Here is a 12,255-nt window from a genome sequence, read left to right on the forward strand (position 1 = left end):
GTTGAACAGTATTAAAATCTTTCTTTATTGTCCGTTGATCATTCACTATTTCGTTTTCAAAACACTTGTCATATTGTTAGTTAGGAATGTTAAAGAATTTGAGAAACTAATAGGAGGTGAATAAATATGCCATTTTATCCCCCCAAATCCAGGAAGAAGACCGTTTTACCCTCCTAATCCAAGGAGGAGACCATTTTACCCTCCAACCCCGGGAAGGAGACCATTCCCTCCAGGCAACATACAAAGAAATTGGCCAGCTAATCGAATAGAACGACAGCCACATCCTTTTTTAAATCCAACCCAAGGTCAACAAGCACCAACTTCTGGACTACAAGGATTACAAACGGTGATGGGACACGTGGGAAACGTTACAAATGGAATTAATATGCTGAGACAAATGGGATCATTAATGAAGTTTTTTTAATTAATTTTAGTTAGGAAGCTGTTTTAAAGGGAAAACCTTAAATAACAGCTTCTTTTCCTATTTGAGCGCTATTCGGAAACCACGTTATATCACTTAAACTATTGTGGGTGTAGGTTTCACAGCTAAACCTTAGAATGTAGTAGTTGATCTTCTTCATCCATAAAATCCAATTTCTAGTATTCTTCTATAAATACGAAAACGCCACAGCTAGAAACACAGTGATAAGAGTAAATTTTATAAGATAACAAAAGCCACCACAATCGTGATGGCCTTTCTACTTATTTTCTTATTTGTCCGTTACCATTAATAAAAAATTTACTGGATGTTAAAGCAGGTAATCCCATTGGTCCTCTTGCATGAAGTTTTTGTGTACTGATGCCAATTTCAGCTCCATAACCGAATTCAAATCCATCCGTAAATCTAGTAGAAGCATTGTGATACACAGCAGCGGCATCTACACCATTTTGGAAAATTTGCGCGTTTTTGTCATCTTCGGTAATAATAGCTTCCGAATGTCTTGTACCGTATTGATTAATATGTGCAACAGCAGCCGTTACATGATCAACTAATTTTACACTGATTGTTAATCCTAAATACTCTGTAGCCCAATCTTCTTCCGTAGCGGCTTTCGCTTCTGGGAACGCTTCGCATACAGCCTCATCCCCATAAATTTCCACTTGATTCTCTTTCAACAGGTTTAACAGGTTAACACCATTTTTCTCAAACCAGGCTGGATGAATAAGAAGAGTTTCAATCGCATTACAAACAGAAGGTCGTTGTAACTTGGCATTTAAAACAATTTCCTCAGTCATTGATTTCTTAGCGGATTCGTCAATAAAGATATGACAATTTCCCGCACCTGTTTCAATTACTGGAACAGTTGATTCTCGTACTACTGTATCAATTAAGTTCTTCCCACCTCTTGGGATTAGAACATCCAAATATTCATTCAGACGGAAAAGTTCCTTAGCTGTTTCTCTGCTTGTATCTTCTATTAACTGAACAGCACCTACTGGAACAGAACTTTTTTCTAATGCTTTATGAACGGATTTCATTAATGCAATGTTTGAGTACTTGGCAGAAGAGCTACCTCTTAATATAACTGCATTACCCGTTTTTAATGTTAGTGCTGCTGCATCAATGGTGACATTTGGTCTCGCTTCATAAATCATCCCTACTACCCCGATAGGAACTCTTTTTCTTTCAATATATAAGCCATTTTCCTTTTCTATCGTTTCTAACGTTTCACCGATTGGATCTTTTAAGTCAATAACCTGTCTCATTCCTTCAGCCATTCCTTCGATTCGAGCCTTATCAAGAAAAATTCTATCTAAAACAGCTTCAGTAAGCCCCTTTTGTCTACCATCTTGTATATCTTTCTTATTTTCCTCTAAGATCACATCTTTATCTGCAACGATTTGCTCTGCAACTAAGGCTAATGCCTCATTTTTATCCTCTGTTGTTAATGTTGTCATTTGATAACTTGCTTCTTGTGCTTTTTTCCCCTTAAATTGTACTTCACTCATTCGATTACCTCCCCAATCTTTTTCACCACAACCCACTGATCGCGATGTATCACCTCAATTGCCGGAATTCGAGTAGCTCCTTCTTCTCTACGTAATTCTATACTTTTATTTAATTCACTAGAAGAACATTTCACTTGTCCTTTTCCAAGGAGACCGTTCTTGCTTAGAACTTCAACGACGTCCCCTTCTTCAAATAAACCTTGAACTTTAAACACACCGGGAGACAATAAACTACTGCCATGATAGAGGATCGCCTCTTCTGCTCCTTGGTCAACATACACTTTACCAGATGATTCTGAATGTAAACCAATCCATTGTTTATTTGTATTTACCCAAGTTAATTTCTTATTACTTATATAAGTTCCATTTCCTTTACCACTTAATACGTTAAGTAATTTATTTTTCCCTTCTCCCTGACCGATGAAAACAGGAACGCCTAAGGAAAGAGCGGTTCTTGCAGCGAGTAATTTTGATTTCATTCCTCCAGTACCAACTTTGGAACCATTTGAATCTACTGCATGAAACATCTCATCATCTACCGTATCTAAATAATCAAATTTTTTCGCATCTGGATTCGTCCTTGGATTTCCATCATAGATTCCATTTATATCTGTTAATATAATCAAGCGATCTGCATGAACGAAACCACTGACTAAGGCTGATAGCATATCATTATCACCAAAAGTTAACTCATCAATGGATACCGTATCATTCTCATTAATAATCGGCAAAATACCTCGATCCAATAGCTCACTTAATGTAGCGAATGCATTTCGATATCGCTCCCTATTCGAAAAGTCCGAACGGGTTAGTAAAATTAAAGCGGCAGTTACATCATATTCATGAAACTTATCCAAATAGGTCTGAATAAGCAAACTTTGTCCAACAGCGGCTGCAGCTTGTTTCCCTTTTATGGTTACTGGACGCGAAGAATAACCTAATCTTTTAAAACCCGCTGCTACGGCACCAGATGAAACCAAAACGACTTCATGGTTATTCTCTCTTAATGCAGCTATCGCATGTACATGGTCTTCTAATTTCTTATGATCAATTTCCCCTTGTTCATTCGTTAATGAACTACTTCCGATTTTAACCACAATTCGTTCCTTTGCCATTTATCTCTGCTCCTGTTTTATAATGATAATTTATAAGATTCAAGTTGCAAGTCCAATTAAATAAAAAAAGCCCCATCATCCTTCATGTTTAAAAGGACGAAAGAGCTCTGCTTCCGCGGTACCACCATTTTTGGATGTTTATACATCCCACTTTTCTTCATATAACGTTGAAGAGACGCCAATGTTTTCACAAAGGACTGATGAAGGTAGGTTCAGTGATTTGCCTGTGGCGGAATCTCCCAGCAATTAACTCCACTCTCTTACACTGCAAGGTTCACTTACTAGTCCTTCCTAAACGTTCTAATCTATTACCATTATTATGTATAGAAACCGTATATATGTCAATAGTTAAACATTGGTAGAAAAATGTTTTATTGTGAAAAGTCAAAACTCTCCGTATAATAGAAACTAAAGCGTAAGCGCCCGATTAGGGACGTACGAAGGTAAAGGAGTCTCGCTACAGCTATAGCGCTGGAGCTGGACGTGGCCTACCTTATGACAGGATTTTATAGACTGAATTTCTATACTTTCTTACATATTAGAAAAGGAGGGAAAACTATATGTGTCTAATAAACTTACATTTTCATGATCACCCTACTTACAAATTAATCATTGCGGCAAATCGTGATGAATTCTATCAACGACCAACCGCACCCGCATCCTATTGGAAGGATCACCCAGAAATTCTTGCCGGACGGGACTTACTACAAATGGGAACGTGGTTTGGCATAACAACAAAAAAAGGACGTTTCGCAGCATTAACCAATTATCGTGATCCGAATTTACCGGAAACAGGAAAATTTTCACGCGGAGAAATAGTACGTTCCTTTTTAGCAGGGGAACAAACTCCTGAGGAATATTTACAAACATTAAAATTGGATAGGGAGAAATATGCAGGTTATAATGTCCTAATTGGCAATGGGGATGAATTATATCACTACAACAATATTTTAGATGAATCAAACAAAATCACATCTGGTACACATGGGCTGAGCAATGCCACATTAAATACACCATGGCCTAAGATAGTCAAGGGGAAACGAATGTTACAGGATTATGTAACTAATCATAAAGAAATAGATTCAAATGAATTATTCCGTATCACTTCCAATGCTGAGCAAGCAGACGATGAAGATTTACCGGATACAGGAGTAGGAATTGAGTTGGAGCGAACCCTGTCTTCTCTATTCATTACATCTCCTGAATACGGAACAAGATCTTCTACTGTTTTATTAATTGATAAAGAGAATCATGTCACTTTTAATGAACGTACATATGAGAAAGGTAAATTCCAAAGAGAAAAACAATTTACATTCTCAATTGAATAAAGAAGAGCTCGCCACAATAATGGCGAGCTCTTTATATAGGACTGATCTTTACTTATCTTTTCTTTTGAATATCTTTTTCTTAATAACATAAACAATCAATCCTAATACAGCGTATATGAAAAACAAGACGATAAATCCCCATAAACCAATTACGGCATCGGCAAATTCCATATTTCCTCGATTCGTGATCGCTTGTTGTAATTCAATTGCAAATACTAAAACAACCATTCCAGTAAACGTATATATAAAAGATAAAATCGTAGTACTCCACTTTAATCTTTCAATTAATTTAAAGAAAAAATGCACGACTAAGAACGTAACCATGCCGATAATTCCCATAACCCAGAAATGTAATTCTTTATCTGTCATATCGCTAAAAAGAAATGTCAGTATATCATGTATTTCATTAACAACGTCTGCCAGAGTAATGACTATTTCTCTCATCTTGATTACCACTCTCCTTTGCATGTAAGTTTGCAAGAGATATAGATTTAAGTATAAAAAAAGAGAATAGGCTATGTGCCTACCCTCTCTCTTTTTAGTTAGTGGGACATGTAGGGATCGAACCTACGACCCGCTGATTAAGAGTCAGCTGCTCTACCGACTGAGCTAATGTCCCGTATTCCCTGTCGACTTAATTATTGTAACAAATAGGAATACAGAATGCAAGACTTTTTTTAAAAAAATTTGGCAATCGCACAAAGTTTTTTAGCGAATGCCTTAGGAAATACCATTATTCCCACTCGACTAGCGTGGCTTTTAAATTTAATAGTTCATCTTTAGTTAGTGTAATGCCTTTTCCCATTTTTTCTTTATTAGGCGCCCAATCTCTAAGGTCATATTTCGGATCTCTTCCATTCCAACTAATTAGATTTAACTCCTTTGTCCACCCTTTTGGTGATTCAGAAATCACTGCAATTGTTTCAATAATATCATATTTAATTTCTGCCATGATATCAGCTCCCTTTTATATGACTTTTTAACTACCTTGTTAAAAATTATATCAAATTGGAATACAAAACCAAAATTCTCATGTTCATATATATATTACAACATATCCTAATCATCCATTAATTCAAAAAACTTAAAGCCTAAATCAGCATCTCTTCTATGATTTAAAAGCTTCTCCCTACTTTTTATTAGGCGCTCTCGTCCAATTTCCGAAATGGTTCGATATCCAGCTTTAAATGCTACGGATTTTTTATTAATTAATTCTGCATGTTGAACTAATATGAATTGAAGTTTTGTTTCAAACTTCTGATTATAACGCCATACCGCTTCCCCAGTTGTACCAGAACCCGAAAAGAAATCGAGTACAATGGCCTTCTCATCATTATATAAAAGTGATTGAATCAAGTAGCGGATTAATTTTTCCGGTTTGGAATAATCAAATACCTTTTTTCCAAATAAATCAATTATTTCTTTATCCGCATCCTCGTAAGTAGGAAAACCATACCCATTTATGGTAAATAAATTTTTAATTTTCTTTACTTCTCTTCCACTTTTTACATGGTTAGGACGAAAAGGTACTTTACTAATAACAATCTCCTCTCCATTTTGGATAATTTCATTTAGCTTTTCTTGAGAATAACGCCATTCTCCTTTTAAACGAAAGGAATTTTGATTTACGCCACTTTCAATGATGACGTCATCTAATAATTCCGTAATGATTTTACCACCGGACATATTCTGAGCTTTAACCAATCCATCCGCAAGACGAAAGTGAACAGTCCCTTCAGGAAAAGTTAACGTGCGTAATGTATTTCCAGCATTATTCAACGGATACTTCTTTCCCTCTTCCGTTTTTTCAATGGAAAGCGCGTGAGTCCGTTCATTGCTCTTGGAAAAGACAACAATATATTCGGTTACACATCCTACATTTCTGTCTAAAAAAGAAGGTTTTTTCTTTTTCTCCCAAATAAATGTACAAACAAAATTGTCCTCACCAAAAATCTCATCGCATATTTTTTTCAGATTATATAGCTCTTTATCACTAATACTAATAAAAATCATGCCATCCTCTGTTAAAAGATTTCTGGCAAGGAGTAGCCTTGGATATATAAAATTTAGCCAATTTGTATGAAACCTTCCTGATGAATGAATAAAATTGGAAAGACTTTTGTGGTTGTTGAATATCTCACTGAAGTTATCGTTATAAATAAAATCCATTCCGGTGTTATATGGGGGGTCAATATAAATCATCTTGACCTTTTCTAGATGTGATTGCTGCAGGAGTCGTAATACTTCTAAATTATCCCCTTCTATATAAAGGTTTTTTGTCGTATCCCAATCAACACTTTTTCTTAAATTTAAGGATAATCTCTTCGTGGGTGGATCAGAAGCGGAACGAATCGAATCTGTTTTTCCATACCACGAGAATTCATATTCCTTATTCTCTTTTATAAGATGCTCTCCAAATAATAGCTTTAATTTTTCTACATCAATTTTTGACTCTGTAAAAACTTCCGGAAATATCTCCTTCATTTTTTCAATATTTTTGTCTATTTCATTCAGCTTTCGTCCATCCATCTTTTGCATAAGCTTTCACCTATCATTCTCATTTATATTTAAATTAGCATATGCATCAGATAATTTGCAATTATTTGCATCCTATATACAAAAAATACAACTACCACTCCAATGAGTCCGCAGTTGCAGTAAAACTAACTTGTAAAAAGAGAATTATCAAGAACGGTTTGGAATTGAGCCAAATCCCTTGAATCTTGACGAATGGATTGCTCATCTAGTAATGGATCAGAATCATATTTTTGCATATCTTCTCTAATTAATTCTTCAGACTTTTCTTCATTGAGTGGATCCATACTTCCATTTTGGTGGGTGTCCATACTATCTCTCCTAACAAATCGTTATATACCTAGCATTAGCCAAAACCAATTTAAATATTACTCCGTGAATATTTTGTCGCAATAATCTTTACACTAATGATAAAAAGGTTTATGATAACTAATACAATATCCAAGTATTACACTATGCTTTAATATTACGATAAGGGGGATTTTACATGACAATAAAAAAAACATTAACACTAGCAGGATCTGATACAAGTGGTGGTGCTGGTATTGCGGCCGACCTTAAAACATTCCAAGAACATGATGTATACGGTATGACTGCATTAACCACCATTGTTACGATGGATCCAGAAGGGTGGCATCATCGTGTGAATCCGATTGATGTACTACTTGTAGAGAAACAATTAGAAACAGCATTATCAGTGGGAATCGATGCAGCTAAATCGGGTATGCTTGGTTCTGTTGATATTATTGAATTAGGGGCGAAGAAGTTTAAAGAGGTGAAACTGGATAAATATGTGCTCGACCCTGTAATGGTATGTAAGGGGGAAGATGAAGTATTACAACCAGAAAATACCGATGCAATGCGCGAATTACTATTACCATTAGCACTTGTAACAACGCCAAACCTTTTTGAAGCTTGGCAACTCGCTCAAACAGATGGCCCTATTAGGGATGTAGATGGAATGAAAGAGGCGGCAGCCAAAATTCACGAATTAGGTGCGAAAAATGTCGTTATTAAAGGCGGGAAAACATTAGATCCCGAAAGAGCAATCGATCTTTTCTATGACGGAAAAGACTTTACCGTTTTAGAAGGAGAAAAAATTGATACGACATATACCCACGGCGCTGGTTGTACATTCGCAGCGGCGGTTACAGCAAATTTAGCAAACGGTAAATCAGTAAAAGATTCCGTAGCAGATGCAAAAACATTTGTGAATGCCGCAATCAAATATGGTTGGAAACTGAATGAATATGTTGGTCCCGTCATGCACGGTGCGTTTAATAAATATAAAGTAACAAATTAATTTAAGAAGTCGCAGGTGGGTTTTCACTTGCGACTTCTTCTTTATCTAAACTAACGCTTTTGGTTTATCCCCAAATTTCATCTGCTACTTCTTTAATAAGGCGAAGTTTATTCCATTGTTGTTCTTCCGTTAATATATTTCCTTCCTCCGTAGAAGCAAATCCACATTGCGGGCTAATGCAAAGTCTGTTTAAATCCACATATTTCGTTGCTTCTTTTATACGACTTTTAATTGTCTCTTTATCTTCTAATTCTCCCGTTTTTGATGAGAATAGTCCCAATACAACCAACTTGTTATCACTAACATCTTGTAATGGTGCAAAGTCACCAGCACGTTCTGTATCAAATTCTAGATAATAGCCGGAAACATTTTCTTTTGCAAATAATAACGCAGAGATTGGATCATAGCCACCGGAAGAAGCCCAAGAAGAATGATAGTTACCACGGCAAACATGCGTTGTTACAATTAAATCTTCAGGTAAATTTTCAATTGCCAAATTGTTTACACGTAAGTATAGTTCTCCAACACCCTTTACTGTTGCAGTGTCCTGGCGTGCTTTCCAGTAATTTTCATCCACAAGCATCCCCCATGTGCAGTCATCTAGTTGAACATTCCTACATCCGGCATCGTATAAATCCTTTATCACTGTTTGATATGCTTTTGCGATATCCTCAACTAGTTCATCTACATCTGGATATAGCGCTTTAGTTGTCTCTATATTTTCTGCACGCTCTAATTCTGCCAAAAATTGGGCCGGTGCAGGAATGGTTTGTCTTGCCGTAACACCTTCAGTTGCATATTGTTGAACAAAAGAAAAATGTTTAACAAATGGATGATTTTCACCACTAATTTTCCCTGTAAGACGAGCTGTTTCTGCTCGAGTTTCTTCATGGTGGAACTTATAGCCTTGTTCAATGGATTCTTTATGAACTCCATTCAATCCCCACATAAAATCTAAATGCCACCATGAACGACGAAATTCCCCATCCGTGATAACTTGTAAGCCAACTTCTTTTTGTTTTTGAATTAAATCGACGATGCATTCGTCTTCTACTTTTTTCAATTCAGTTTCTGATAAGTTCCCTTTTGCAAAAGCAAAACGTGCTTCTTTCAATTGTTTCGGTCGTAAAAAACTCCCTACATTATCAAAACGAAATGGTGCTACAAGCCTTTTTTCAAATTTAGTCTCTACAGCCATCTGAACTCTCTCCCTTTGAATCATTTTGTTAAACAAAGTGTAGCATGGAAGAGTCCATATAGTGTAACATTAAAAACCTATTACTTGTCATAGTTTTAAACTATAGCAACTTTCTTTCTTCCTCAATGGATTCTTTTAAATAATGAATATAAATTTCAGCTAGTGGACTATTTGTTACATTTTTATGTGTAATATAACCTACCGTAATGGTCTCATCTACTTTTAATGGAACAGCAACAATATCTCCATTTAATTTTCTACTAATAACCCCAGTAGAAATCGTATAGCCGTTTAAACCTATTAATAAATTAAACATCGTAGCACGGTCTGTAACCCGAATGTTCTTCGGCCTTGAGAGTGTACTAAGTATCTCTTCTGAAAAATAAAAGGAATTATAATCCCCCTGTTCATAAGATAAATATGGATAGGGAAGTAAATCGGATAATGTTACATACTCCCTATTTACAAGCGGATTAGTCGAACTAATAAACACATGTGGTGTTGCATCAAATAACTTATGAAAAGTTAAATTTCCTTCTCTAATAAATTTAGAGATTACCTGTTGATTGAAATCATTCACATATAAAATACCAATTTCACTACGAAGATTTTTAACATCATCAATGATTTCATATGTTTTGGTTTCTCTTAATGTAAACTCATACTCATCGCGATTATAATCTTCTAAAAGACGAACAAAGGCACTGACCGCAAATGCATAATGCTGCGCAGAAACAGAAAAATGCTGCTGCTTTAGATCTGGTGCGTTAGAATAACGATTTTCAAGAAGTTCTGCTTGTTCCACAACTTGCCTAGCATACCCAAGAAATTCTGAACCTTCTGGTGTTATAAGAATCCCTTTGTTCGTTCTATAAAAAATCGTAATTCCCAATTCTTTTTCCAATTCTTTTAATGCGTTAGAAAGACTTGGTTGACTTATAAATAAATTTTGTGCTGCCTTACTTATGGAACGACTTCTTGCCACTTCAATCACATACTTTAATTGTTGTAATGTCATTTGAGATCCCTTTTCTTTTTTTCATTAATCATATCAAATATTTCTAAAAAAACGCATGGAAATTATAAAATTCCATGCGTTTTTTATTCAATAAATATTGCCAACTAGAAACGTCGTAATGACATTTTCAACGGGCTTTTTGGACGATCTCTTAATCATACGTTATATCCACTACTTTACCTACTCTTAATCATAGCCTTTTCCCCTTTAACTTTATCCCGAACAAAGAATGCTATAATTAAGCCAATTACTGCAAAGATTCCTGAAATCATAAAAGAAACATTCACACCATGAATGAGTCCGTTAACCCCTTCCTCTGGCACAGCAGCTGTCGTCATAATGGTAATTGGTAATGCTGTCCCAATGGCACCTGATACTTGTCGGAATGTATTATTCACTGCAGTTCCATGCGGTATTAAATGCATAGGCAACACATTTAGACCTGCTGTTGTCGCTGGCATCATTACCATCGCAATACCCAACATTCGAAAGGCATGAACCGTTGCAATATACGTAAATGTCGTCTGATCTGTAAGAAATGCCAACATAAACGTAGTAACCGTAATAAGGACCAAACCGGGAATCAATAACCATCTAGCACCAAATTTATCAAAAATTCTACCGGTAATAGGGTTCATGATACCTTGAAGGATGGCACCAGGTAATAATGCCAACCCAGATTCAAGTGCAGTAAACCCATGCATATTTTGCATATACAATGGCAAAATAACTGCGGCCCCAATCATTGCCATAAATGTAACCATTCCAAGTACAGTCGTTAAGGTAAACATTTTATATTTAAAAACACGCATTTCCAATATTGGCTCTTTTAATCTTAATTGTCTTAAAATGAACCACGTAAGTGCAATGGCACCAACAATAAACGAAATGATAACTTGCATACTACCCCAACCAGCATTTCCAGCAATACTAAATCCATACAAGAAACCACCAAATCCAAAGGTAGATAAAATAATCGATAACACATCAACTTTAGGATTCGATAATTCCGTAATGTTCCTAAGGATAAAGTAAGCGATGATAATGTTGATGATAGCAATTGGCAAAATCATATAAAATAACGTTCGCCAAGTTGCGTTCTCTACAATATATCCGGATAATGAAGGTCCTATAGCTGGGGCAAAGGCAATAATAAGACCGAACATTCCCATCACTGTTCCACGTTTCTCAATTGGGAATATAAGCATCATAATCGTTTGCGTAAAAGGCATTAAAATACCTGCACCCGCAGCTTGAAAAATCCTCCCCAATAATAATATGGAAAAAGTTGGTGCAATCGCAGCTAGCAACGTACCAACTGTAAATAGACTCATTGCAGTTAAAAACAAGGTCCTAGTTGAAAACTTTCCAATTAAAAAAGCAGTTATAGGAATCATTATACCGTTAACAAGCATAAATGCGGATTGCAACCATTGCACCGTATTTTCACCAATATGTAGGTCTGCCATAATATGAGGCAATGCAGTACCCAATAACGTTTGATTTAAAATAGCAACAAATGCTCCTGAAATTAATACGATTAATAAAGGCACTTTATTAATACTCTCAGCGCCACGTGAAGATTGATCAGGCAATTCTTATTCCTCCTTTTAAATTTATGGGAGACTTGGTTTTATCTATTATTCCAAAGCTTCACTTTTATAAGAGCAATTTTTATATTTTACCATAAACATAATGTTAATATCAAGATAATTATATTTTAAGTTTACCTTTTTTCCCCTATAAGAACATGTTTTCGTCATATTGAGATTCTTTAGGGAAAACTTTTTGCAGTTTCAATGAAGAAG

11 protein-coding genes and 1 tRNA gene are annotated in these 12,255 nt (G+C 35.7%); 2 read left to right on the forward strand and 10 right to left on the reverse strand.

Annotated elements, in window-relative coordinates; genetic code table 11:
- Window positions 1–702: 702 nt before the first annotated feature.
- Window positions 703–1,950, reverse strand: coding sequence for a glutamate-5-semialdehyde dehydrogenase (locus tag ACFQ18_RS12175; RefSeq protein ID WP_047185216.1), 1,248 nt, complete (start codon window positions 1,948–1,950; stop codon window positions 703–705).
- Window positions 1,947–3,065, reverse strand: a complete 1,119-nt coding sequence (proB, locus tag ACFQ18_RS12180) for a glutamate 5-kinase (protein ID WP_060667517.1) — start codon at window positions 3,063–3,065, stop codon at window positions 1,947–1,949. The genes ACFQ18_RS12175 and proB overlap by 4 nt, the downstream gene beginning before the upstream one ends.
- Before the next feature lie 560 nt (window positions 3,066–3,625).
- Between proB and ACFQ18_RS12185 the strand changes: the two genes are divergently transcribed.
- Window positions 3,626–4,393: an NRDE family protein gene (locus tag ACFQ18_RS12185; protein WP_047185214.1), complete on the forward strand. Its 768-nt coding sequence runs from the start codon at window positions 3,626–3,628 to the stop codon at window positions 4,391–4,393.
- Window positions 4,394–4,441: 48 nt separating this feature from the next.
- On the opposite strand, the gene ACFQ18_RS12190 is transcribed toward ACFQ18_RS12185, so the two are convergent.
- From ACFQ18_RS12190 to ACFQ18_RS12210, 5 genes are all read right to left on the reverse strand, one after another.
- Window positions 4,442–4,837 carry a hypothetical protein gene (locus ACFQ18_RS12190; protein ID WP_047185213.1) on the reverse strand — a complete coding sequence of 132 codons (396 nt, stop codon included), beginning with the start codon at window positions 4,835–4,837 and terminating at the stop codon, window positions 4,442–4,444.
- A 102-nt stretch (window positions 4,838–4,939) separates the two neighbouring features.
- Window positions 4,940–5,012, reverse strand: a tRNA-Lys gene (locus ACFQ18_RS12195).
- A 114-nt stretch (window positions 5,013–5,126) separates the two neighbouring features.
- Window positions 5,127–5,345, reverse strand: a complete 219-nt coding sequence (locus ACFQ18_RS12200) for a YdbC family protein (RefSeq protein ID WP_047185212.1) — start codon at window positions 5,343–5,345, stop codon at window positions 5,127–5,129.
- Between the two features lie 107 nt (window positions 5,346–5,452).
- Window positions 5,453–6,931, reverse strand: coding sequence for a site-specific DNA-methyltransferase (locus tag ACFQ18_RS12205; RefSeq protein WP_047185211.1), 1,479 nt, complete (start codon window positions 6,929–6,931; stop codon window positions 5,453–5,455).
- Window positions 6,932–7,056: 125 nt separating this feature from the next.
- Entirely contained in the window at window positions 7,057–7,239 is a 183-nt protein-coding gene (locus tag ACFQ18_RS12210) for a hypothetical protein (RefSeq protein WP_047186799.1), read from the reverse strand.
- 176 nt (window positions 7,240–7,415) lie between these two features.
- On the opposite strand from ACFQ18_RS12210, the gene pdxK reads away from it, so the two are divergent.
- A complete protein-coding gene (pdxK, locus tag ACFQ18_RS12215) occupies window positions 7,416–8,231 on the forward strand; it encodes a pyridoxine/pyridoxal/pyridoxamine kinase (protein ID WP_204798409.1) in 816 nt (271 codons plus the stop codon).
- 64 nt (window positions 8,232–8,295) lie between these two features.
- On the opposite strand, the gene ACFQ18_RS12220 is transcribed toward pdxK, so the two are convergent.
- The 3 genes from ACFQ18_RS12220 to ACFQ18_RS12230 all read right to left on the reverse strand — a co-directional run bounded on the left by ACFQ18_RS12220 (window position 8,296) and on the right by ACFQ18_RS12230 (window position 12,042).
- Window positions 8,296–9,429 (reverse strand): 5-methyltetrahydropteroyltriglutamate--homocysteine S-methyltransferase, encoded by a 1,134-nt coding sequence (locus ACFQ18_RS12220; RefSeq protein ID WP_060669313.1) that lies wholly within the window; start codon window positions 9,427–9,429, stop codon window positions 8,296–8,298.
- A gap of 100 nt (window positions 9,430–9,529) precedes the next feature.
- Window positions 9,530–10,447 (reverse strand): LysR family transcriptional regulator, encoded by a 918-nt coding sequence (locus ACFQ18_RS12225; RefSeq protein ID WP_047186802.1) that lies wholly within the window; start codon window positions 10,445–10,447, stop codon window positions 9,530–9,532.
- A gap of 176 nt (window positions 10,448–10,623) precedes the next feature.
- Window positions 10,624–12,042, reverse strand: coding sequence for an MDR family MFS transporter (locus ACFQ18_RS12230; protein WP_047186803.1), 1,419 nt, complete (start codon window positions 12,040–12,042; stop codon window positions 10,624–10,626).
- Between the last annotated feature and the right edge of the window lie 213 nt (window positions 12,043–12,255).

It is taken from the genome of Oceanobacillus caeni, assembly GCF_042678465.1.
In the GTDB taxonomy this organism is placed as follows: domain Bacteria; phylum Bacillota; class Bacilli; order Bacillales; family Amphibacillaceae; genus Oceanobacillus; species Oceanobacillus caeni.